The organism is Pseudomonas sp. X10, assembly GCF_054889225.1.
Window position 1 is genome coordinate 5,017,040 of the sequence record NZ_CM142677.1, and the last position, 23,221, is coordinate 5,040,260.

The window sequence follows — 23,221 nt, forward strand, 5'->3', positions numbered from 1 at the left end:
TGTGCTGACAAGAAAAATTCTGGGAGCGTGGATGAACATCAAGCAAAAACTGACTTGGGCCTTCGCCGTCATTGCCGGCCTGCCCATCGTCCTCGTCGCCACCCTGGTGGTCCTCAACCTGCGCGGTGAAGCCCGCGAGGATTTCGTCGACGGCAGCAGCCGGGAAATCCGCCAGGTCAGCAATGCGATGAACCTGTTCTTCCAGGGCATCTCCCAGAACGTCGACTTTCTTGCCGCCCAGCCACTGGTCACCAACAGTGGCAACGATGTGAAGAAGCACATGGGCGCCGATGCCGCGCAGGTCGCCCCCGGCGAACAGGACAAGCAACTGTTCGACTTCTTCACCCGCCTGGCCCAGAGCCACCCGGACTACGCCTACGTGTCCTACGGCCTGAGCGACGGCGGCTATGCCTTCTGGCCGGGTGATCCGAACATGAGTAACTACGACCCGCGCCAACGCCCTTGGTATCAGACCGCCATGGCCAACCCAGGCAAGACCCTGCGCACCGCTGCCTACTACTGGGCCGGGGACGACGCGGTCCTGGTCAGCACCGTGCGCGCGGTGGCCAACCAGTTGGGCAACCCCGGCGGCGTGGTCAACATCGACGTGTCGCTCAAGGGTCTGACCGAGATCGTCAAGCAGATCAAGCTGGGCGAAAGCGGCTACCTGATGCTGATGGAAAACAATGGCAACGTGCTGGTCGACCCACGCGACGCTTCGCATAACTTCAAGCAGTTGGGCAGCCTCGGCAAGGGTTATACAGAGCTGGCCAAGGCCGGCAAGGGCCTGGTCGAGGTCGAGCTGGCCGGCGAACGCTACATGGCCAATATCTACCCGGACGAACAATTGGGCTGGACCTTCATCGGCCTGATCCGCCACGACGAAGTCATGCAGACCACCACCCGCCTGACTTGGTTGATCGGCATCATCGCCCTGGTCCTGGCCGCGGTCTTCGCCACGGTTGGCGCGACCTTCGCCAAGCTCATCGTGCGACCGATCCACAGCGTCACCAGCGGCCTGGAAGACATCGCCCAGGGCGAAGGCGACCTGACCCGCAGCCTGGAAGTGCGCGGCCGTGATGAAACCGCCCAACTGGCCAACTGGTTCAACCAATTCCTTGGCGCCATCCGCAGCCTGATCCAGCACATCGGCCAGGCCGCCAGCCAGATCCTCGCCACCTCCAGCAGCTCGACCCGGGTTTCCAGCGACATGGCCGAAGCCGCCGGGCGCCAGCGTGAAGCCGTGGACATGGTGTCCACTGCCTTCCATGAAATGGTCGCTACCGCCAATGAAGTCGCGCGCTCCTGCAGTCAGGCCGCCGACTCGGCCGACAGCGGCCAGCAGCAGGCCCACGAAGGTCAGCAGCAGATCGATGCGGCCGTGCAGAGCGTCGACCGCCTGAGCCAGGAAATCGAGCAGTCGGCCCAGTCTATCCAGCAACTGGAACGTGACAGCAATGCCATCCAGTCGATCCTCGGCACCATCCGCTCCATCGCCGAGCAGACCAACCTGCTGGCCCTCAACGCCGCCATCGAAGCCGCCCGCGCCGGCGAGCAAGGCCGTGGCTTCGCCGTGGTCGCCGACGAAGTCCGGGCGCTGGCCAAGCGCACCGCTGACTCCACCGCCGAAATCGACGGCCTGCTCGGCAACCTGGCCTCACGCACCGCTGAAGTGGCCGAGCAGATGCATGCCAGCCTGGAGGTCTCGCAGCAGTCGGTCAGCCGCATTGGCCAGGCCCGTGACAGCTTTGGTCAGATCCGCGAATCGGTGGACATCATCCGCGACATGAACACCCAGATCGCCACGGCCGCCGAAGAACAACACCAAGTGGCCGAGGACATCAACCGCCACATCAGCCAGATCCACGGCGACGCCCAACTGGTGGCCGAACTGGCCAACGCCGCGCGTCTGGACTCGGAGAGCCTGGCCGGCCTGTCCAACGAACTGGATACTCTGGTGCGGCGCTTCCGGACCTAAAGGCGCAGCTCGCCGGGGGTGAACCCGAAGAGCTGCTTGAAGGCGGCGATATAGGCCGATGTGGAGTCATAGCCACAACCCAGCGCCGCCTCGGTCACACTCTCCCCCGCCTCCAGCAGAGCCAGCGATGACAACAGGCGCATGCGCTGGCGCCAGCTGCGGAAGCTCAGGCCGGTTTCACGCTGGAACAGGCGCATCAGCGTCTTCTCCGAGCGCCCCAGGTGTTGGGCCCATTGTTGCAGGGTTTGCGCCTGGTCCGGCTCGGCGATCAAGCGGTTGCACAGCGCCAGCAATCCTGGATGACGTGGCAGAGGCAGTGAGAAACCCACCTCGGGCAGCGCCTGCAACTGGTCGAGCAGCACACCGACCAGGCGCGCCTCGGCGCTGTCCTCTTCCGGATAATCCACAGGCAGTAGGCAGAACTGCTTGATCAACTCGCGCGCCAGCGGCGTGACCTCCAGCACCCGGCACTGCGCCGGCGCCCAGGGGCAGGCGTCGCGGCGCACATAGAGGCTGCGCATCTCGGCCTGCATCGAGGTCACCACCTCATGCTCGGTGCCGGCCGGAATCCATACCCCCCATTGGGGCGGCGCGAAGTAGCTGCCATCACTGGTATAGACCCCCAGCACGCCACTGATGGCGTAGGAGAACTGCACCCAGTCATGGCGGTGGCGTGGTGTCCAGGAGCCGGCGCCGAGGCTTTCGGCACGGGCATAGAGCGGCCTGGGCAGGCAGCTCAAGGCAGGGATGGTGCGTGGGGCAGGAAGGTGTCCGTTACTCGGCATGGCTGGGCCTGATGTTGCTGACAGGCCCAGCGTAACCGCTATGGCGGACCTTGTGCAGGACCTGTGAAAGCCGCTAGATATTTCTGGTGTGCCGTCTCACCCTGCGTCGACCACAAGAATCCAAGCCTGCAGGCCCCCTGTAGGAGCGGGCTTGCCCGCGAAGCGATAGCACTGCCCCCACAATACCTCAGCGCTCGACAATCGCCGTCACCCCCTGCCCCCCCGCCGCACAGATCGAGATCAACCCACGCCCTTTGCCGGCCCGGTCCAACAACTTGGCCAGGTTGGCCAGGATGCGCCCACCGGTGGCGGCGAACGGGTGCCCTGCCGCCAGCGAACTGCCCTTGACGTTGAGCTTGCTGCGGTCGATGGCGCCCAACGGCGCGTCCAGTCCCAGACGGGTCCGACAGTAGTCAGGGTCTTCCCAAGCCTTGAGGGTACACAGCACCTGGGCGGCGAAGGCTTCATGGATCTCGTAGTAGTCGAAGTCCTGCAGGCTCAGGCCGTTGCGCGCCAACAGACGTGGCACCGCATAGGCCGGGGCCATCAGCAAACCCTCCTGGCCCTTGACGAAGTCCACTGCGGCGGTCTCGCCATCGACCAGGTAAGCCAGCACCGGCAGGCCCCGCTCGCGCGCCCAGTCCTCGCTACCTAGCAGCACCAGCGAAGCGCCATCGGTCAGAGGGGTCGAGTTGCCTGGGGTCAGGGTGCCCTTGTCGCTGCGTTCGAATGCAGGCTTGAGGTTGGCGAGCTTTTCCAGGGTCAGGTCTGGGCGCAGGTTGTTGTCGCGGGTAAGTCCCAGGTAGGGAGTGAGCAAATCGTCCTGCCAACCTTCGGCATAAGCCGCCGCCAGGTGCTGGTGGCTGAGCAAGGCCAGTTCATCCTGCTCGGCGCGGCCGACCTGCCAAGTCTGGGCCATAAGTTCGCAGTGCTCGCCCATGGACAGCCCCGTGCGCGGCTCGCCATTGCGCGGCAATTCCGGCTTGAGGTGGCCCGGGCGCAGCTTGAGGAAGGGCTTGAGGCGTTCGCCAAGGCTTTTGCCGCGATTGGCCTGCAGCAACAGTTGGCGCAAGCCTTCGTTGACCGCGATCGGCGCATCGGAGGTGGTGTCCACACCACCCGCGATGCCGCTGTCGATCTGGCCTAGGGCGATCTTGTTGGCCACCAGCAGTGCTGCCTCCAGACCGGTGCCACAGGCCTGCTGGATATCGTAGGCGGGGGGGTGCGGCGACAGGCGCGAGCCAAGCACGCATTCGCGGGTCAGGTTCATGTCGCGCGAATGCTTGAGCACGGCCCCGGCCACCACCTCGCCTAGGCGCAGGCCATGCAGGCCGTAACGCTCGACCAGACCCTCGAGGGCAGCCGTCAGCATCGCCTGGTTGCTGGCATTGGCATAAGCGCCATTGGAACGGGCAAAGGGAATTCGATTGCCGCCTATGATCGCGACCCGGCGCGTTGAACGCATGCGCAATGTCCTCCAATTCAGATGATGTCCGTATAGCCTAATGCTGTTCACTTAAGCCGGAGTGCCTTCGGGTGGGGCTGCTACGTAGCCCATCGCGACACAAGGCCGCTCCCACAGAGGGCTTGCCTTGTGGGAGCGGCCTTGTGTCGCGATGGGCGCGCAGTGGCCCCAAACCATACGACAGATGTCTTAAGTGAACAGCATCACCGTACAGCCTAGGTGTTTTTTCCCTATTCGAACGACCCTGGGGCAAAGATGGTCCACACTTGAGTGCTTGCCTTCAGGGAGAACCGTACATGAGCGACCGCTATATCGGCTTTGCCAACTCCAACCTCGGCCGGCGCCTGGTCGATGCCCTTGGCCTGCCCCGCCCCGCTCACCTCGAGCGCTGGCAGGCCGGCCGCCTGCGCCCCATCGAGGGCGCCCTGCTGCTCGGCGGCGGTCCGCTGGCGAACAAGGTCGAAGGCTTCGCCCAACGTCTGACCGACGAACTCTACAGCTTCGCAGGCCAAGACTTGCAATCCCCTCCTTGGGTAGCGGGCCTGGGGCCGAAACTCAAGGCCGTGGTATTCGATGCCAGTCACTTGTCCGACAGCGACCAGCTCAGTCAGTTGCGCGAGTTTTTCCAACCGCTGCTGCGCAGCCTGGCACCCAGTGCCCATGTGGTCATCCTCGGGCGCGCCCCGGAACAACTCGAGGACCCGCTGGCCAGCGTGGCCCAGCGCGCCCTTGAAGGCTTCAGCCGCTCCCTCGGCAAGGAGCTGCGCAATGGCGCAACGGTCCAGTTGCTGTATGTCAGCCCGGTCGCCGAAGACCAGCTCGAAGGTTCGCTGCGCTTCTTCCTGTCGCCCAAGAGCGCCTTCATCTCCGGTCAGGTGCTGCGCCTGGAAGGGTGTGACAGCCAGGTCGAAGACTGGACCCGTCCGCTGGCCGGGCGCCGAGCCTTGGTCACCGGTGCCGCCCGGGGCATCGGCGCGGCGATCGCCGAGACCTTGGCGCGGGACGGCGCCGAGGTGGTGCTGCTGGACGTGCCAGCGGCCAAGTCGGATCTCGACGCCTTGGCCGCGCGCCTCGGCGGACGCAGCCTGGCCCTAGACATCTGCGCCACCGACGCTCCAACACAGTTGCTCGAGGCGCTGCCGGACGGCATCGATATCGTCGTGCACAACGCCGGTATCACCCGCGACAAGACCCTGGCCAACATGACGCCGGAATACTGGGACGCGGTCATGGCAGTCAACCTCAAGGCACCACAGGTACTGACCCAAGCCCTGTACGACAACAACGCGCTGCATGACGGTGCGCGCATCATCCTGCTCTCGTCGGTCAGCGGTATCGGCGGCAACCGCGGCCAGGCCAACTACGCGGCGAGCAAGGCCGGGCTGATTGGCCTAGCCCAGGCCTGGGCGCCGAAACTTGCCGAACGCGGTGGCAGTATCAATGCCGTGGCCCCCGGCTTCATCGAAACCCACATGACCGCCGCCATCCCCATGGCCCTGCGCGAAGCAGGCCGGCGCCTGAGTTCGCTGGGGCAGGGCGGGCTGCCCCAGGATGTCGCCGAGACCGTGGCCTGGCTGGGCCAGCCCGGTTCCGGCGCGGTCAACGGCCAGGTGCTACGCATCTGTGGCCAGGCGCTGATGGGAGCCTGAACATGAACCGGCAATGGCACGACCTGCACAGCCCCGACGCCCGCGCCAGCCTCTACCTGCGCGCCCTTGGCAAACGCAAGATAAGCGGCGACACCTTGCCGGATACCGGCCTGCGTTGCCTCCTACGGGTCCAGCCCGGCAACCTGGCCGCCTATCGCAAGCTCTGCCACTTCGCCGATGACGGCCGCTTGCCGGGCACCTACCCGCATGTCATGGCCTTCGCCCTGCAGTTGCAACTGCTGACCGCCCCTGGCTTCCCCTTCCCATTGCTGGGCCTGGTCCACCTTCACAACAGCATCAGCGTCCTGCGGCCACTGGGCGGCATCGATGGCCTGCGCTTCTCGGTCCATGCGGACAATCTGCAACCCCATGCCAAGGGCGGCACCTTCGACCTGGTCACCGAGGCCGAGGATGGCCTGGGGCTGATCTGGAGCGAAACCAGCCGCATGCTGGTGCGCGGCCTACGCTTGGAAGGCTCGGCGGACGAGGCGTCGGAGGACGAGCCTGGCACGCTGGCAGAGCTGACCCGCTGGTACGCCGACAGCGATATCGGCCGCAAGTACGCCAAGGTCTGCGGCGACTACAACCCGATCCACCTGAGCGCCGCCAGCGCCCGCCTGTTCGGCTTTCCTCAGGCCATCGCCCATGGCATGTGGACCAAGGCCATGACCCTGGCCGCCCTACGCAGCCACCTGCCAAACAGCGGCTACACCTTCGAGGTGGATTTCCACAAACCGGTGCGTTTACCTGCCGAAGTGATCCTCAGCGCCAGCGAAGTGGCCAGCAGCGGGCAGTTACGTCTGGATGGCCACGGCGACCTCCTGCACATGCTGGGCAGTTGGCGAACGCTGTAAAGCACTTGCGTTGCATCGGTGCGCCCCTGAAGCTATGCGCTTGAGGAGGGTACCGATGAACCTGCAAGAACTGACCGAACGCCTGCACCGTATCCGCGACAACAACGACTGGCGCGGCTTCCACAGCCCGAAAAACCTGGCCATGGCCGCCAGTGTGGAAATGGCCGAGTTGGTGGAGATCTTCCAGTGGCTCAGCGAAGACCAATCGCGCCAACTGCCTCCCGAGCAACTGGCCCATGCCGGCCAGGAAGTCGGCGACGTGGTGCTGTACCTGCTATTGCTGTGCAGCGAGCTAGGCCTGGACATGGAGGAAGTGGTGCGGGCCAAACTGGCCGACAGCGAAAGGCGCTTTGCCCGATGAGCGACCGTCACTTCGATGAGCTGGCCAGCCGCTTCGCCGAGAAGATCTACGGCGGCGCCAAGGGCGCCATCCGCCTCGCCGTGCTCCAGGCCGACCTGGCCGAGTCCCTGCCGGATACGCCATTGCGCATCCTCGACATCGGTGCGGGCCTGGGTCACATGTCACTGTGGCTGGCTGAACGCGGCCACCAGTTGACCCTGGCCGAGCCTGCCGCGCCCATGCTCGAGGGTGCCCGGGCACGCTTCGCCGAGGCCGGACAACAAGCGACCTTCATCCAGGCCCCCTGGCAGGAGTTGCTCGGCCAGCTCACCGAACCCTACGATCTGGTCCTGTGCCACGCAGTGCTGGAGTGGCTGGCAGAACCGGAGAGCATCCTGCCGGTGCTGCACCAGTTGACCCGTCCCGGTGGCCGGCTGTCGCTGGCCTTCTACAACCGCGACGCACTGGTCTACCGCAACCTGCTCAAAGGCCACTTCCGCAAACTGCGCAGCAACAATCTGGCGGGCGAGCGACAAAGCCTGACACCGCAAAAACCGCTTGATCCCCGTGAACTCAAGGCGCAACTTGATCCCATGTGGCTGGTCGAAAGTGAAAGTGGCGTGCGGGTTTTCCACGACTACATGCCTAAGGAGTTCCAAGCCAAGGCCGAGTTGCTCGACCTGCTGGAAATGGAGCTGGCCCACCGCCGCCACCCCAGCTTTGCTGGTCTTGGCCGTTACCTGCACTGGATCTGCCGACCGCGTTGACTCACCTGCCGGGAGGAACACATGCCGTACCGAATGCTATCCCTGGCGCTGTTCGTCCTGGCCCTTGCCGGTTGCCAGGGCAGCAATCCCTATGTCGCCAGTTCCCGGCCGCTGCCGCCAGCGCCTGCGCAGGCAGCCGACACCTTCGATGCCAGCGCCTACCCTGCAGCGCCGCGAGATTATGGACGCTACCGCAGCTGGAGCTGGCGCAATGGCCAACTGCCCCGCGGTACCGCCAGTGCCGACCCATCCCAACTGGCCGAAGCGGTCAGTAGCGCCCTGGACCAGCAAGGCCTGCGCCCAGCCAAAGGCGGCACGGGCGACCTGTTGGTCAGCGCCGACGTGAGGCTGGAGCGGCGCCTGCGACAGGTGCGCGATTACGACTACGACCCTTACTACGGCCCCTACCCTTACGGCAGCCTCGGCTATGGCCGCTACCGCCATGGCTACGGTGCCTATGGCAGCGTGCCGATCGTGCGCACCTATCAGGTCGAGGTCATGGTGGTGCGCATCGACCTGTTCGACGCGCGCAATGGCCAACCGGTATGGAGCGCCAGCGCCGAAAGCGGCAGCAGCAAGGATTCGCCCCGCGAGCGTGAAAGCGCCCTGCGCGAGTCCGTGCAGAAGGCCCTCAGCGGCTATCCTCCCAGCTGATGACTAACGGAGAACCATCATGTTGCGCCGTCTCGTTCTGCTTTCATTCGCGCTGCTGCTCGCCGCCTGCCAGAGCAACAACGTCACCCAGGACTTCGATGCCAGCCGCGATTTCGCCGGCTACCGCAGTTGGGCCTGGCAGGAGCCGGCGCTGCAATACCGGCCGGACGACCCACGGATCAAGAGCGACCTGACCGAGCAGCGCATCCGCCAGGCCGTGTCCGACCAACTCGACCAGCGCGGCCTGCGCCCGGTGCAGGGCAATGCCCATGCCGACGTGAATGTCCGTACCTACCTGATCGTCGAGCAACGCCAGCAGCAGATCACCACCAACTACGGCGGTGCCTGGGGCGGTTACTGGGGAGGCTACTGGGGCGGGCCGATGTACAACGAAACCCGCAGCGTCGACTACAAAGTGGCGACCATCCAGGTCGACCTGTTCGATGGCCGGGATGGCAAGCTGGTCTGGCGCGGCAGTGCCGAACAGATCATGAACAACTACCCACCCAGCCCGCAGGAACGCAACACCGCTATCCAGAAGACCGTCGCCCAGGTCATGTCCCAATACCCACCACACTGACCTCCTGGCCAGTTGTCGATCAAGACAACCGCTGGCCTGCCTGATCGATTCGAGTAAGCGGATCAATCATGAAGGCCACTAGCCATCATTTTGACTACACTCCTTGCACTACCGGTGCGCTGCGTGGCCAAAGGCCGGCAAAGGAGTGCTCGTGGTTCCTCGTTCTGCTGCCCGCCAACGTGGCGCGATCGGTCTGACGGCCGCGCTGACCCTAGGCTTGGCCCTGCTGTTCCTGCTGCTGGTGGTCGACAGTGGCCGGCTCTACCTGGAGCAACGCAAACTGCAGCGGGTGGCCGATATGGCGGCGCTGGAGGCAGCCGGGCAATCGGGCGGGTGTGGCGGCAATGGCCCTCAGGCCGACGCCCTGGCGCGCACCAGCGCCACGCGCAACGGCTTTGCGCCCGACGCTGGGCGAACCCTGGCCACCCGCTGCGGTTACCTGCAAAGCGGCACCAACAGCACCCGTATCTTCACCTCCGACAACACACGTCATGAGGCGATCCAGGTCCAGGTCAGCCACGATGTCACGACCAGTGTGGCCGCCGGCGTCTTCGCCCTGGCCGAGCGCGGCGAGCTGTCACGCACCACGACCTTGCGCGCCAGCGCCGTGGCTGCGGCGGCCCTATCGCCACAAGCGGTACTGCGCATAGGCAGTACAACCGTCAACGCAAAGCTGCTCGATGCGCTGCTCGATGCACTGGGAATCGGTGTCGAACTCGGCCTTGTCGGCTGGGAGGGCATTGCGACTACGCAGATCAACCTGCTCCAGTACCTTGATCAACTGGCCATAGAAGTCGGCGCGGATATCGGCGGTTACCAACAGCTGTTACAGACCCAAACCACCCTGACCGAACTGTTGCATGCTGCCGCCAAAGTGCTGGAGCGCGGCGGAGCGGCTGTGGAGGTCGTGGCAAATGTCGGAAAGATCGCCGATGCGTCAGTTGGCCTTTCTCAGCTTCCGCTTACCCTGGGAGATATTCTCGATATACAGACGGGCACGACCCGAGCGGGCCTGGACGCGAACTTGCAATTGCTGCAATTGCTGCAAGCCGTCATCCAGCTCGCCACCAAGGAGCATGCGGCAGACGTGGAGTTGCCGATTGCCGCACTTGGCCTCATCAATGGCCGGGTCCGCCTGAAGATCATCGAACCGCAGCAGATTTCCGCCGTGGGGGACCCGGGCAAAGACACGATCGAGGTCCACACCGCCCAGGTCCGGGCCCTGGTCTCCCTGGACCTGCCGCTACTGACAGGGATTGCCGGCCTGCTCAACGCAGTACTCGACCTGGCGGCACCGCTGACCAACGTGCTCAATAACCTGCTCCACCTCAACCTGCTCGGTACGGTGCAGTCCCTGACCTGCGCCCTCGGCATTCCCTGCAAGGTCAGCGATATCATCATCCTGCCCGGGCAGGTAAGCCTGGATATCGGCGTGCAGGTAGCCAAGGCCAGAAGCCGGATAAGCGCCTTCAGTTGCACCCCGGAAAAGACCCTGACCGCCGCCACCGAGACAGCCGCTGTGGAGCTGGCCATTGGCAAGTTCGACAACCCCGAAACCTTCTTCAGTCAGGGGGTGGCCGCCGTCAAGCCATTGCCCTTGATCGACATCGGCACCAACTACTGCAGCCGCCTGCTGATCCTGCCGCCCGCCTGTGGCACCCGCACACCGTTCGCCGGGGGAGGTATCGGTTTGAAGGTCAATGCCCCCGTGCTGGCCAGCGGCACCACCCAACTGCTGTTCGCCGGCGACTCGGCACCGCCGAACGTCGACCTGTCACCGAGCTACCTCAATACGCCTGCCAGCAACATCGTTGCCAGCCTCAACAGCACCGTCGCCGGGCTTCATCTGGAAGCCTACAAACCCGCCAGCGGCGGTGGTCTGGGTGATCTGCTGGTGTTGACGGCCGGGCTGCTCGACGGGGTCAGGAACATCCTCGAACCTGTGATCCGGCATGTCCTGAGCCCGCTCCTAGACCCACTGCTCAACGACCTGCTCAAGACCCTGGGCATCGACTTGATCAATACCGAAGTCGGCGCCAACCTGACCTGCTCCGGCGGCCGTGCTCAACTGGTGCAGTGAAGCGGCAACTGAATGCAGAACCGCGCGCCCTGCGCCGCATTGTCAACGCTCAAGCAGCCGCCCATGGCTTCGATGATGCCATAGCTCAGCGACAGTCCCAGGCCGGTGCCGACGCCAGCCGGCTTGGTGGTGAAGAAGGGCTCGAAGATACGCCCCAGCAGGCGCGGCTCGATGCCGCCGCCGTTGTCCTCCACCAACAGGCGCAACTGCCCCGCGCGCACCTCCTGGCACAGGCTGATCCAGGGCTTGAGCGCCGGGTCGGCCTGGCGCCGTTCGAGCAAGGCGTCGCGGGCGTTGACCATCAGGTTGATCAGCACCTGTTCCAGCTGGTCCTGATGACCATGCACCTGTGGCCTGTCCTCTGGCGCCTCGACCCGTAACGCCACACCTTTACCCTGCAGGCCTTCGCTCACCAGCGACAGCGCGCCCTCGACGGCCTGCCAGGCACCGAAGCTCTGGCGCTCGACCTCCGAGCGCCGACCGAACACACGCATGTGCTCGACCACCCGCGAAGCGCGCTGGACCTGAGCATCGATGCGCTTGAGCTTTTCTTCCAGGTATGCGGGCTCCGCCGTGCCGTTCTCCAGGCGCTTGAGCGTATTGACCACGGCCATGCGCATCACATTGAGCGGCTGGTTGATCTCATGGGCCAATCCCGTGGCCAACTCGCCGAGGGTGGCCATCTTGGCGCTCTGCAGCAATTGCTGCTGGCTGCGCCGTACCTGGGTGTTATCGCGGCCCACCGCCTGGACCTCCAGCAGCCGTCCTTGCTCATCGAACAACCCACGGTCGGACCACACCCACCAAGCGTGCTCGCGCCCGGGCAACTGCAGGCAGACCTCGGCGCTGCTCATGGGCTGTTCTGGCGTCAACTCGTTCAGCCGCTCGATGAAGCTCTCGCGCTGGCCGTCGGCCATCCACTGGCCCAGGTTGACGCCCACCAGTTGCTCCGGCGTGCACTCCAGGTAATCCGCCAGCGGGCGGTTGCCGAACACCAGACTCAAGTCAGGGCGGTAGCGGCAGATCATCGCTGGCGAATCCTCGACCAGCACCCGGTAGCGCTCCTCGCTCTGGCGCATGCGTTCGCCGGCCTCGGTGGCTTCGCTGACATCCAGCCAGAGCCCGACCACTTCCACGGGCTGACCCAGGTCATTGCGCAACAACCGGGCTTCGTCGAGCACCCAGTGGAAGCCCCCCAGATGATCACGCAGGCGGTAACGGCTGCGCACCTGCCCATCGCGCAGCAAGCCACGGGTACGCTCCAACCACAGCGCACGGTCATCGGGATGCACCGCCAGCCCCGGATGCCGCGCCAGCTCGCTGTCCGCCTCCCAACCGAGCATGGGACCCAGACTGGCGCTGAAGAACTCGCTGTGCAACGCCCCCTCGGCATAGCGCTGGATGTAGATCACCGCCGGCGAACTGGCGATCAGGTTCTCCAGTCGCGCGCGGGCGGCACCGGCCTGCTGTTCCTGGGCCTTGAGCGCGCTGATGTCGAGCATGAAGCCACGCACCTGGCGCCCTTGCAGTTGCCCCACCCACTGGAGCCAGCGCGGTGGTGCCAGGGGATCGGTATCGATCAGGCGCAGGCACAGGCTCAACTCTCGTCCTTCGCGGGCCTGCTCCAGGGCTATCTGCGCCCGTTCGCGGTCGGCCGGGTGCAGCCGCGCCAACCAGTGCTCCGGGCTGGGTGTGCGCGGCAGGTTCAAGGTCGCGGCCAAGGCCGGGTCCAGGAGCAGGGGGCCGTGCAAGGGCCACTCCCACCAGCCGGCGCCCAGCTGTTGCTGCAGCTCATCCAGGTGCCGGTTCTGTTGCGCCAACTGTGCATAGCGATGGCGGCTCAGCAGAGGCTCGACCAGGGCCTGCAGCAACCCCATGGCCGCGCTTGCACGCGGTAGCGCTTCTGCTCCGGCACACAACAGCCAGGCCTGGGGCCGTTGCCCTTGGCTATAGGGCAGCAGGTACAGCGACACGCCACCGCACAGGGCCAGCAAGTCCGGTTCGCTGGCGGCGTCGATCGGGCCCTCCGGCGCCAGCCTCGCTAGCCAGGGCTGCAAGCGCTCGTCAGCCGGCCAGGGCCATTGCGCCTCGCTGCTGGCATAGCTGCGCCAGCCTTGGGGCTCCAGCAGCCACAACCCCACAGACTGCGCGCGCCAGCGCTCGGCCAGGAATTGCAACTGCTCGGCCATCACCTGCGGCAAGCGCTCTTCACCACAATCACGCAGCGCTTGGGCCCATTGTGCAGCCAAGCGCTGTTGGCACTCGCTTTCCATGCCCTGGTCCTGTTCGCGCAGCAGGTCACCGATATCGAACAGTTGCAACAGCCAAGCACTGCCATGGCGCAGCAGCCAGCCCCGGGTATGCAGGGCGTGCCCCATGACAGTCCGGAAATCCAGGTCCAGCGGTTGCCCCTGCCAGTCGCCGGGCTCGCCTTCGAGCACCATCCAACTGCGTGGTTCCAAGTAGTCATGCACCCGCCCGTTACCCGGCCCAGGCAAGGCCAGCAAGGTGCGCAAAGGCCCTGACAGGCGCAGCACCCGGGCCTGGTCGTCGAGCCACACTTGCAAGCCAAGCGCTAGCGGGGCCTGGGGCTCATGCTCAGGCGCCGCCGCGCCCCACCAACGGTCGAACAGCCCACTCATAGCTGCAGGCTCGCTTCGGCCCGCAGGAACTCGGGCAAGCGCGGCACCTCGCCGATCAGCGGCAGGACCAGCACCGGCAGGACGTTGGTCAGGCGTGACTTGGGATAGTCGATGCGCACCCTCAACAGGTTGCCCGCCTCAAGGGTAACGCGGGCATCGCTGGCGGCCTGGAAACCCAGTGCGCCGGGCATCCAGGCCAACTGCTGGTCGAGTACCTGGACCGCCAAGGCCTGCACATCGCCCTCGTACGTTGCGCTGCCCGGGTCCAAGGCCACGCAACGGCGCACCGCCTCGCTGCTGGCCTGGTTGAACGACTGCAGCATGAGCATGGGCAAGGCATAGCTGACCACCCCATAGAACACGGCGAAGAAGATCATGAAAACCGCCACGAACTCGATGGCCGCCGCACCTTTTTGCCGTCCTGCCAGGCTTGCTTTCATGATCGCGTCTACCCTGACTATGACACCTGACTGACAGCATAGAATCATTCAACAAACAGGGATGGCAATTTGCCAATGCAAAGCATTGTTCTCCTGCTGTGGCTTGCCTTGTGCACCCAACAAGATCTACGTGAACGTCAGATTGCCAATACCCTCACGCTGGGGGCCGCGGCATGTGCCCTGGCCTGGCTATTCGCCACCGGGCACAGCTGGATTGGCGCCGAAGCCAGCGATGCAGGCTGGGCCCTGGCCATCGTCATGCTCCTCACCCTTCCCGGCTACATGCTCGGTCGCTTCGGCGCCGCAGACGTGAAGTTGCTCGGTGCCCTGGCCCTGGCCACCGACCATCGCTACGTGCTGGGCACCTTCATCGGCTCCGGCATCGCCGTGCTGGCCTGGCTACTGAGCAAGCGCTGGCTCTGGTCGCTGCTCAACCTGAAGGTCAGGAAGCGCCTGGAGAAGCTGGCCGAAGAGACTACCAACAAACAACCCTTCGCCCCCTATGTCCTGGTGGGTTTCATGCTGACAGCCATATGGATCAGTTGAGCACCCCCGCAGCGCAACGGATGTGCAGGCGTGCTCCACGGTTGCACGGTGCTACTCTTTTCCAGCCATCAGCCCATTCGGACCTGGGAGCAGGGCCGCCAGAAACACAAGGAGGTGCAAATGAGCCAGGTCATCCGTGAGGTGAAGATACTGGTGGTCGATGACGAGCCCGTAATCGTCGGGGAGCTCTGCGAGTTTCTCGAAAGCAGCGGCTACCCTTGCGTACCAGCCCATACCGCTACCGACGCCATCGAACGCTATGGCGCCGACCCGACCATCGACCTGGTGCTCTGCGACCTGCACATGCCCGGCTGCGATGGTATCGAGCTGATACGCTCACTCAAGGTAATCGCCGGCCAACAGCGCCTGTTCGAAGCCATCATGCTCACCGGCCATGCCGAAAAACAGGATGTGGTCCGCGCCCTGCGCGAAGGTTTCGCCGACTACTACCAGAAGCCGCTGGACCTGGCCGAACTGCTTGCCGGCGTGCAACGCCAGGAAGCAGCGTTGCTCGAGCGGCGCCGGAATGCCCAGGAGCTGGGCAGCCTGAACCAGCGGTTGCAGCACCTGGCCGAGGCCATCGAATGCCTCTCCCAGGACCTGGAAAAAGCTCGTGGCCAGGGCGTCCACCGGCGTGCCGGCGATGTCGAAAGCGACACCACCAGCGAGCCGTTGCCCGCGCTCTTCGAGAAACTGTCGCCGCGCCAGTTGGAAGTCGCCCAGCGGGTCAGCCAAGGCAAGACCAACTACCAGATCGCCTGTGAGCTGGGTATCACCGAGAACACCGTCAAGCTCTATGTGTCGCAGATCCTGCGCCTGACCCACATGCACAATCGCACGCAACTGGCGCTGGCTCTGTCGCCACGCAATTCACCGCTGCACCAGCGCTTCACCGCCCACTGAGCGCAGTGGCCGGGCTCAGTTGTTCGAAGAGTTGACCTTGGACCAGTGGTAGAACTCCGGAATCTCATGCTTGTAGGCATCCAGCCAGCGTTGCATGGACTGGTCGCGCTCCTTGGGCGTCTGCGCCTGGGGCGTCTTCGAGGCCTGCTGGTTGCTGGACTGCATGCGCAACAGGGCTTCGGTCGCCGTTTCCGGCCTGGGCACGCGCTGTGCCTCCTCGGCCAGGGCCAGCAGCGGCACGCCGGCCAGGGTCAGCAACAACAAATACTTGGGCATGGCAATCTCCTGCTCAGTTGAGCGCCACCGTGGCCTGGTCGCTTCCCACGCGCTCCCGACTGGCCGCCGCCCGTTGTCGCGCACGGGCCTGCGCCTCGGCGAACTGCTCGGGCTTGAGCCGTAGCCGGGCCACCAAGTCGGCGGCCTGCTGCCAGTTGTCCTGGATCAACAGCAGTGTCACCAGGTTCACCGCTGGCAGCGAGTTTTCGTCCTTCAGCTCGATGGCGGTGAGGAACTCGAAACGAGCCTGCTCCAGGTTGCCCAGGTTCATGTAGACCACACCCAGGTCGTTGCGCACCTTCTCGTCAGTGGGTGTCAGGCGTACCGCGCGCAGCAGATGATGCTGCGCCTGGCGATCGTCGCCGCGCGCCGACGCCAGTTGCCCCAGGCCATGCTCGCCTTCGGCCGCCAGGCAGCCCCCGAGCAGGCTGCGGTACAACGGCTCGGCCTCGCTGCGACCGAGCAAACGCAGGACCTTGGCCTTGCGCAGCCGGACCTGGGCCAGGTCGGCCGGCAGTTGCTCCAGATGGGCAAGGCTGGCATGGGGCCGCCCCTCATTGAACATCTGGTCGGCCATGCCCAGGGCCAACTGCTGGTCAGCGTCTGGCTTGCCGCAACGCTCCCCGCCCAGCAACTGCGCCAGGGGCGCCGGCGTATTGCCGGCACAGCCTGCCAGCAATACCAGGCTGGCGATCAACAAGCACGTCCTCATCCGCTCCCCTCCCTCAAGACCCCAATGCCCGCGCCAAGGCGGAAAACCCCGGTCCGGCCAGGACGATGAGCAAGGCCGGAAACAGGAACACCATCATCACCGCCGACATCTTCGCCGAGACCTTCGACACCCTTTCCTGCTGGCGCGTCAGGCGACGGTCATCGAGCAGTTGCTTGAGCGCCTGCAGGGACTTCATCGCCCCTGTGCCCTGAACCAGCAATTGTTCGAGGATCACACAGGTGTCGCTGAACTCGTCCACCGCCAGCAGGCGCGCCGTTTTCTCCAGCTCCGGGCCGAGGGCCAGACCGGAATCGACCCGTTGCAGCGTCAAACGCAGCTCTTCACTGATCTGCGGCAACAGCGCCCGCCCCTCCTCACTCAGCACCCGCAACGTCTGCTCCACCGCCAGACCGGTCTCGAACAGGATGCGCAACAATGGAATCAACAGACTGACCTCCTGGGCGATGCGCTGCTGGCGCCGCGCCGCCGCCACCGCGAGCAAACGCTTGGGCAACAGGTAACCTGCACCGAAGGCGCACAATGGCAAGACCGCCCAGTGTCCCGGCCCGCTTGGCTGCAGCCCTTGTTGCAGCAGCAGTGCTGCCCCCATGGCCAGCAGCGGCAAACCCAGTTGCACCGCAGCGTACAAGGAGCGCTGGCGGCTGCGGCGCCAGCCGACCCGGTCAAGCAGCGCCTGGCTTTCGCTGTCGAGGCTGAGCATACGTTGGCCCAGCCGGCTGCTACCGAGCCACTGCAAGCAATGGCTCAGGCGCTCGTCACCGGCCAGTTGGCCCTGCAAGCGCCGGGCGACCAAGCGTTGAGCCCGGCGCTGACGGGCAAACTGCAGCATCAGCAGAACGGAGCCCGCGAACAGCAACAGCGCACTGAGCAACAAGGCCATGGTCAAAGACTCCGCATCATGCGCCACAGCACCAGGCAGCCCAGGGCCTGCAAGGCGAAGGCAAAGATCAGCATCAACTGGCCATGGGCGTCTTGCCACATGGACAACAGGTAACCGGGGTTACTGAGCAGGAAGTAACCGACCATTGCTAGCGGCAAGGCCCCAAGGATCCACGCGGTGACCCGCGTCTCACCGGTCATCGCGCGCAACTGCCGCGCCCCTTGCTCACGCTCGCGGATCAGCTTGATAAGGTTCTCCAGCAGTTCGCTGGCGTTGCCGCCATAACGCTGGTTGATACGCAAGCCGAGGGCAAACAGGCGCAACTCGTCCTGATCGTAGAGCTCGGCCATTTCGCTCACCGCATCCTCCAGCGGCACACCCAGTTGGACATTGCGCCGCACCCGCTGCAGGGCGCCCTGCAACGGCTCGCGGGCGCTGTCCACGCCACCGAGTACCGCGTCGCTGAGGGTGCGTCCAGCCTTGAGGGCGCGCACGCTGTAGTCGAGCAGGCCCGGCAACTGCTCGATGATCTGCCGCAGGCGCCGCCGATAACGCCAGCTCAGGTACAAGCGCCATAGCAATGGCGCCCCCACCAACACCAGCAGTGCCGCCATCCCTCCCGCCAGCACGACCGTACATGCCACCAATAGCAGCCACCCCAGCAGCCATGCCTGCAAATGCAGGTCTTGGCGGGCCAGGCCTGCGCGCTGCAGCAAGGGATCGAGCCAATCGCGCCGAGAGGCACCTATACGCACAGCCTGGTAGGCCTGTCCCAGGCGGCGCAAGATACGTTCCTCGCCCCGCTTGTGCAGGCCGAGCCGGAACAGCACCAGCGCAGTGCCCAAGAGCAGCAGGGACAGCACCAAAAGCACCTGCCCGATCATGTCGCGGCCTCCAGGCGCTCGTGGCGCAGTTTGTCGCCGGCTGGGTTAGGTGCCTCGCGCAGGAAGCTTGCGTCGCCACGGCGGTCGAGGCGGAACAAGGTGTTGGTGACATACACGTCGTCGCGCACGCCGACCACTTCCAGGACCTCGCTGACACAGCGCCTGCCATCGGCCAGTCGCGTCAACTGGATCACCACGTCCAGCGCCGCGCAGACCATCTGACGCAGGGTTTTCTCAGCGATCTGCCGGCCGCTCAGGCCGACCAGGGTTTCCAGGCGCAACAAGGCGTCCTGCGCGGTGTTGGCGTGTACCGTGCTCATCGAGCCATCGTGCCCGGTGTTCATCGCGGTGAGCACATCGAGCACTTCCGGACCACGGATCTCGCCAAGCAGGATGCGGTCCGGGCGCATGCGCAGGGCATTGCGGATCAAATCGCCAGCCTTGATCTCGCCATGGCCTTCGGCATTCGGTGGGCGCGTCTCCAGGCGCACCACATGGGGATGGTGCAGCTGCAGTTCAGCGACGTCCTCGATACTCACCAGGCGCTCATGAGGGTCGATCATCTGGCTGAGAATGTTCAGCAAGGTGGTCTTGCCGGTGCCCGTCCCGCCGCTGACCAGGATGTTGCAGCGCCGCCTGACGGCCAGTTCGAAGAAGTCAAAGATGGCCTGGTCGATTGCCCGGGTGGCCAGCAGGTCAGCACTCTTGAGCATGTCCTGGCGAAACTTGCGGATCGACAGGCAAGGCCCGTCCAGTGCCACCGGCGCAATGATCGCGTTGACCCGGCTGCCATCGGGCATGCGCGCGTCGACCATCGGCGACGACTCATCCAGACGCCGCCCGAGCGGCGCCAGGATGCGTTGCATGACCCGCTCCACATGATGGGCATCGATGAAACGCAGATCGGTTTGTTGCAGAATCCCGGCCCGTTCGATGAACACCCGGTAAGGGCCGTTGACTAGGATTTCAGTCACGCTGGCATCACGCAGCAGCACCTCCAGCGGGCCGAACCCGGTCAGCTCATCGACAACCTCCTCGGCCAGTCGCTCCATCTCATAGCGCGACAAGGCCAAGTGCAGGCGCGCCACATAATCGCCCACCTGTTCGACGACGAACTGGGCCAGGGCCGGGCGGGCACCGTCCAGGAGGTTACGCCCGCTGTCCTCGATGGCATCGATGATGAAGCGGTGCAAGGCGCGCTTGAGGCCTTGGGCATCGGTGCCCGCGACATGGCGCGGGCCGCCGAAGGGTTCGTCGCCGTTCATGGTCTACCCCACAGGCGTCGGAACCAGGCGATGGGTACCGGCGTGAGGCTCTCCGAGCGGCGCGCCAGGCGTTCGCCGAGGTTTCGCAGCGCCTGGGTCAAGCCTTCACGCGGGGCCAGCTCGAACAGCGACAACCCCTGATTCTTGGCGCTCAAGCGTAGCTCGGGGTTGTAGGGCATGACTTTGAGCAACGGCAGGCCATAGCGTCTGGCCAGGGCGTCGGCATCCGGCGCGACATTGCGCAGGTAGCGGTCGACCAGCAGGCTCCCGTGGTCCAGCTTCATGCCCTTGTCGCGCCACTGGGCGAGCATCTCCAGGTTACGCCGACAATCGAGGACGTTCTGGTCGGTGTAGCAGATCAGTTTTTCGCAGTGGCTGACGATGGTGCGCAAGGCTTCGCTGTCGGTGTGCCCGGTCAGGTTCACGACGATGTGCTGGAAGTGCTGGCGCAAGGCGTTGAGCAACCGGTACAGCTCGGCGGCACTGGTGCGCTGCAAGGGCTCGTCGCCCTCGGCATAGACCAGCAGGCGCAAGCCGCACTTGTCGCGGGTAAAGGCACTATCGATCAAAGTGGTGTCCAGCCGGCGCAGGTGGCGCAGGGCGTCGCCGAAGAAGAACGAAGCCTCCAGCCCGAGCAGGGCCAGACTGTCGCCCCGTGGCAGGCCGAGGTCGAGCAGCAATGTCTGCTGGCCGCTCTCCTGCACCACCCGCGCCAGGTGAGTCGTCAGCAACGCACCGTCACCGCCACTCTGGGTGCCGCAGAGCACGGTCAGGCCGCCAAGGCTGGGATTGCTGGTCACCGCAGGCAGGCGCTTGCTCAAGCGCCGCACCAGCCCCGCCACTTCACTGGCACGCGAGCCATAGGCGACGAAATCCCGGGCGCCGGCGCGCATGGCATTGAGCACCAACTGGTTGTCCATGCCATCGCCCAGGGCCACGACCGCCAGCATTGGCTTGGCTTCCAGCACGCCTTCGATCAGCGCGCACTGATTGACCAGGTGATCGCGGTCCAGGCCGATGAACACCAGATTGCTGAAGGTGACGTCGACCAGCGCCAGCAACTCGTCGAGGCTGCCACTACTGGCGCCGACCACCTGGCCTTGCGGCGTCAGGGCACCTTGCAGCCACTGCAGATCTTCGTCGTTACGGGTGATGGCCAGGAAGGTCTGGTTCAGGATCTCGCTCATTGTGACAACCCGCTACGGCCATCGAAATGGCCGTTTTCCAGGAAAAACAGGCGGCCCCAGCTGGGGTCGTAGTTGCGCAGCCCCTCACCCGGCAGCTCGGGCAGGCGGGCGTTGGCCGCCAGGGGCTGGACCAGGTGTGGGGTGACGATCATCAGCAGTTCGGTTTCTTCACGAGCCAGGGTCGACTGTCTGAAAAAGGCGCCCAGGATCGGGATGTCGCCCAGGCCGGGGAACTTGTCCACCGCCGAGCGCGTGTTGTTGCTGATCAGGCCACTGATGATGAAACTCTCGCCGTCGGCCAGGGAAATGCTGGTGTCGGTCCGGCGCACGCTGAGGCCGGGCACCTGGGTCCCGGCGATGTTGACGGCCTTGCTGTAGTCCAGCTCGCTGACCTCCGGCGCCACCTTCAAGATGATGCGGTCGCGGCTGACCACCGTGGGTGTCAGCGCCAGGCGCACGCCAAATTCCTTGTATTCGATCGAGACGTTGTCGCTGCCACTGCTCGGCACCGGGATCGGGATCTCGCCGCCAGCCAGGAAACTGGCGGTCAGGCCGCTGAGCACGGTCAGACTGGGACGCGCCAGGGTATAGGCGAAGCCGCTGTTCTCCAGCGCGTTGATCGCAGCGAGGAAACGGCTGCTGCCACCGCCCCATACGATGTTGAAGGCCTCGTCCTTCAAGGGGATCAGCGGCCGAGCGATCGGCACGTCGCCAGGTGTGACGCTGGTGTTGGGCACCGTGCCGGGCGATCCGATCAAGCTGTTGTTCGACCCCTTGAAGAACAGCCGCGTCCCGGCCTCTTTCAACTTGTGGCGGCGCACCTCGACGAAGCGGATATCAGCCTGGACCTGGCTCGGCAGCATGGGGACCTGGGAGGGCGGCAAGGCCGTTTCAGCCATATCGCCACTGGCCCGGCCCTTGACGAACAGCATCGCGTGGCGAGGCGCCGGGGCACAGGCGGTCCACAGCGTCAGGCTGGTGCTGCCCGGCCCGACAGCGGTGAGCAGCACCGCGCGCTCGCCACTGGCATGGACATCAGCGACCTGCGGCTCGCCGATCGCCACCTTGGTGATGCGTACCGGCAGCCGTAGCTCCTGCTGCAGCCCCTGATCCATCTCGATCACCGAAGGCAACTGCTCCAACGCCGCGCAGCCCTTCTCTGCCGCCCCGGCTTGCGCCAGGGCCATGGCCCACACACAGAGCCCAGCGCCTATCTGTCTGATGATCCGCTCGGAACGACTGCACATGAGAGCATCCTTGCTTGGTCAGGGAGTACTGGATGATTGATTGCGCTGGGCACCACGGATGATCTCCATGCCACGCGCAGGGCCAGAAGGGGCAGCCTTGGCCAGCGGTACCTGGGACAGCTGGCTGAAGCGATACAGGTCGCGGTTGGCGCTGTCCAACTGCGGCGCGCCCTGCGCACCGGCCCAGTAGCGGGCCAGCAACTGTTCGTCGGCGCTGCGCACGGCTAAGCGCAAGGTTCCGGCCTGGGCCGCCAGCATCAGCCGGCTGGCCAGGGCCTCGGGTACGGCCAGCACCACGGTGCGGGTAGCGCCCGACATCTGCTCACGACGCGCCAGTTGCTCCTGAGCGGCCTGCACCGGGCGGCCATCGTTGGCCAAGCCCAACTGCTCGCCGACACTGAGCAAACGCAGCGCCGGCAATACGACCTGAGCGGAGGATTGCGGGTTGTTGTTCTCTTCACGCAAGAACAGCAGCACATCGACATAGTCCCCTGGCCGCAGATGGCCAGCGGCACCAATCACGTCATCGACAGCCACGGCTACCGCCCGCTCGTGACGGCGGATCATTCGCGCTAGCGGGCCGCCGGCCTGGAAGCTCTCTTCGTCTAGCCAACTGCCGGCCGCCAGGGGCCGTACGCTGCTGCGCCCGACAACCTGTTCGATGCGCTGGAAGCTGCCGGGCGGCACGACCTGCAGCTGTTCCACCAGCAAGTCCTCGGCGGACAAGGGCGTGTTGGCAGGCAGCGCACGGCGCAGTACCACCACCGGCGAACGCAGCGGCCCCACGGGTTCTGGCGCTACCTCAGCGGCCACGATTGGCGGCGCCTCGAACGGTGCGGGAACAGCCGCCGGCACCACAGGTTGCGGTCGGCTCAGCACCAGCCCCCAGTAGCCGGCCAGCACGGCAGCGAGCAGAAACAGGCCGGCCAGGATCATAGTCAGGCGACTCCCCATTTCCTCCCTCCTTCTGCTCGGCAGCAATGATGGCAAAAAGCAACCATCTCGTTATTGCACGTTAGCGTAGCCAATACGAATCGCCATCAGCCGGCTGGTTTTTTTTAGCCAT

At 65.1% G+C, this 23,221-nt stretch carries 22 protein-coding genes and 1 pseudogene; 11 read left to right on the top strand and 12 right to left on the bottom strand.

The window, feature by feature from the left end; all coding sequences use genetic code 11:
* Positions 1–31 precede the first annotated feature (31 nt).
* Together ACYU03_RS22855 and ACYU03_RS22860 are read left to right on the top strand one after the other, a co-directional pair.
* A pseudogene (locus tag ACYU03_RS22855) lies at positions 32–1,120 on the top strand (HAMP domain-containing protein); the annotation flags it as partial.
* A gap of 129 nt (positions 1,121–1,249) precedes the next feature.
* Complete coding sequence (locus tag ACYU03_RS22860; RefSeq protein ID WP_461891532.1) at positions 1,250–1,978, top strand: methyl-accepting chemotaxis protein; 729 nt, start codon at positions 1,250–1,252, stop codon at positions 1,976–1,978.
* On the opposite strand, the gene ACYU03_RS22865 is transcribed toward ACYU03_RS22860, so the two are convergent.
* A complete protein-coding gene (locus ACYU03_RS22865; protein ID WP_461886880.1) occupies positions 1,975–2,763 on the bottom strand; it encodes an AraC family transcriptional regulator in 789 nt (262 codons plus the stop codon). The genes ACYU03_RS22860 and ACYU03_RS22865 overlap by 4 nt on opposite strands.
* Positions 2,764–2,950: 187 nt before the next feature.
* Positions 2,951–4,228 (bottom strand): acetyl-CoA C-acetyltransferase, encoded by a 1,278-nt coding sequence (locus tag ACYU03_RS22870; protein ID WP_461886882.1) that lies wholly within the window; start codon positions 4,226–4,228, stop codon positions 2,951–2,953.
* A gap of 296 nt (positions 4,229–4,524) precedes the next feature.
* Between ACYU03_RS22870 and ACYU03_RS22875 the strand changes: the two genes are divergently transcribed.
* The 7 genes from ACYU03_RS22875 to ACYU03_RS22905 all read left to right on the top strand — a co-directional run bounded on the left by ACYU03_RS22875 (position 4,525) and on the right by ACYU03_RS22905 (position 11,152).
* Complete coding sequence (locus tag ACYU03_RS22875) at positions 4,525–5,877, top strand: 3-oxoacyl-ACP reductase (protein ID WP_461886883.1); 1,353 nt, start codon at positions 4,525–4,527, stop codon at positions 5,875–5,877.
* Between the two features lie 2 nt (positions 5,878–5,879).
* On the top strand, positions 5,880–6,731 hold the full coding sequence (locus ACYU03_RS22880) for a MaoC family dehydratase (protein ID WP_461886884.1): 852 nt from the start codon (positions 5,880–5,882) through the stop codon (positions 6,729–6,731).
* Positions 6,732–6,786: 55 nt separating this feature from the next.
* Positions 6,787–7,092 (top strand): MazG-like family protein, encoded by a 306-nt coding sequence (locus ACYU03_RS22885; RefSeq protein WP_461886885.1) that lies wholly within the window; start codon positions 6,787–6,789, stop codon positions 7,090–7,092.
* Positions 7,089–7,838: a methyltransferase gene (locus ACYU03_RS22890; RefSeq protein WP_461886886.1), complete on the top strand. Its 750-nt coding sequence runs from the start codon at positions 7,089–7,091 to the stop codon at positions 7,836–7,838. The genes ACYU03_RS22885 and ACYU03_RS22890 overlap by 4 nt, the downstream gene beginning before the upstream one ends.
* Positions 7,839–7,859: 21 nt before the next feature.
* A complete protein-coding gene (locus ACYU03_RS22895; protein WP_461886887.1) occupies positions 7,860–8,492 on the top strand; it encodes a DUF4136 domain-containing protein in 633 nt (210 codons plus the stop codon).
* 19 nt (positions 8,493–8,511) lie between these two features.
* Positions 8,512–9,072, top strand: a complete 561-nt coding sequence (locus tag ACYU03_RS22900; protein WP_461886888.1) for a DUF4136 domain-containing protein — start codon at positions 8,512–8,514, stop codon at positions 9,070–9,072.
* A 151-nt stretch (positions 9,073–9,223) separates the two neighbouring features.
* Complete coding sequence (locus ACYU03_RS22905; RefSeq protein ID WP_461886889.1) at positions 9,224–11,152, top strand: pilus assembly protein TadG-related protein; 1,929 nt, start codon at positions 9,224–9,226, stop codon at positions 11,150–11,152.
* Here the strand turns inward: ACYU03_RS22905 and ACYU03_RS22910 are convergent.
* Positions 11,137–13,794: an ATP-binding protein gene (locus ACYU03_RS22910; protein ID WP_461886890.1), complete on the bottom strand. Its 2,658-nt coding sequence runs from the start codon at positions 13,792–13,794 to the stop codon at positions 11,137–11,139. The genes ACYU03_RS22905 and ACYU03_RS22910 overlap by 16 nt on opposite strands.
* Complete coding sequence (locus tag ACYU03_RS22915) at positions 13,791–14,234, bottom strand: TadE/TadG family type IV pilus assembly protein (protein WP_461886891.1); 444 nt, start codon at positions 14,232–14,234, stop codon at positions 13,791–13,793. The genes ACYU03_RS22910 and ACYU03_RS22915 overlap by 4 nt, the downstream gene beginning before the upstream one ends.
* Before the next feature lie 75 nt (positions 14,235–14,309).
* Between ACYU03_RS22915 and ACYU03_RS22920 the strand changes: the two genes are divergently transcribed.
* Both ACYU03_RS22920 and ACYU03_RS22925 read left to right on the top strand, forming a co-directional pair.
* Positions 14,310–14,780, top strand: coding sequence for an A24 family peptidase (locus tag ACYU03_RS22920; RefSeq protein ID WP_461886892.1), 471 nt, complete (start codon positions 14,310–14,312; stop codon positions 14,778–14,780).
* Between the two features lie 120 nt (positions 14,781–14,900).
* A complete protein-coding gene (locus tag ACYU03_RS22925) occupies positions 14,901–15,683 on the top strand; it encodes a response regulator transcription factor (protein ID WP_461886893.1) in 783 nt (260 codons plus the stop codon).
* 15 nt (positions 15,684–15,698) lie between these two features.
* On the opposite strand, the gene ACYU03_RS22930 is transcribed toward ACYU03_RS22925, so the two are convergent.
* From ACYU03_RS22930 to cpaB, 8 genes are read right to left on the bottom strand one after another with little or no spacing between them, the layout of a single operon-like run.
* On the bottom strand, positions 15,699–15,959 hold the full coding sequence (locus ACYU03_RS22930; protein WP_461886894.1) for a DUF3613 domain-containing protein: 261 nt from the start codon (positions 15,957–15,959) through the stop codon (positions 15,699–15,701).
* 13 nt (positions 15,960–15,972) lie between these two features.
* Positions 15,973–16,671: a hypothetical protein gene (locus ACYU03_RS22935; RefSeq protein WP_461886895.1), complete on the bottom strand. Its 699-nt coding sequence runs from the start codon at positions 16,669–16,671 to the stop codon at positions 15,973–15,975.
* A gap of 13 nt (positions 16,672–16,684) precedes the next feature.
* Positions 16,685–17,572, bottom strand: coding sequence for a type II secretion system F family protein (locus ACYU03_RS22940; RefSeq protein WP_461886896.1), 888 nt, complete (start codon positions 17,570–17,572; stop codon positions 16,685–16,687).
* A gap of 2 nt (positions 17,573–17,574) precedes the next feature.
* Positions 17,575–18,456, bottom strand: coding sequence for a type II secretion system F family protein (locus ACYU03_RS22945; RefSeq protein WP_461886897.1), 882 nt, complete (start codon positions 18,454–18,456; stop codon positions 17,575–17,577).
* On the bottom strand, positions 18,453–19,721 hold the full coding sequence (locus ACYU03_RS22950) for a CpaF family protein (protein ID WP_461886898.1): 1,269 nt from the start codon (positions 19,719–19,721) through the stop codon (positions 18,453–18,455). The genes ACYU03_RS22945 and ACYU03_RS22950 overlap by 4 nt, the downstream gene beginning before the upstream one ends.
* Positions 19,718–20,908: a pilus assembly protein gene (locus tag ACYU03_RS22955; RefSeq protein WP_461886899.1), complete on the bottom strand. Its 1,191-nt coding sequence runs from the start codon at positions 20,906–20,908 to the stop codon at positions 19,718–19,720. The genes ACYU03_RS22950 and ACYU03_RS22955 overlap by 4 nt, the downstream gene beginning before the upstream one ends.
* Positions 20,905–22,155: a type II and III secretion system protein family protein gene (locus tag ACYU03_RS22960; RefSeq protein ID WP_461886900.1), complete on the bottom strand. Its 1,251-nt coding sequence runs from the start codon at positions 22,153–22,155 to the stop codon at positions 20,905–20,907. The genes ACYU03_RS22955 and ACYU03_RS22960 overlap by 4 nt, the downstream gene beginning before the upstream one ends.
* A gap of 18 nt (positions 22,156–22,173) precedes the next feature.
* A complete protein-coding gene (gene cpaB / locus ACYU03_RS22965; protein ID WP_461886901.1) occupies positions 22,174–23,109 on the bottom strand; it encodes a Flp pilus assembly protein CpaB in 936 nt (311 codons plus the stop codon).
* Positions 23,110–23,221: the final 112 nt, after the last annotated feature.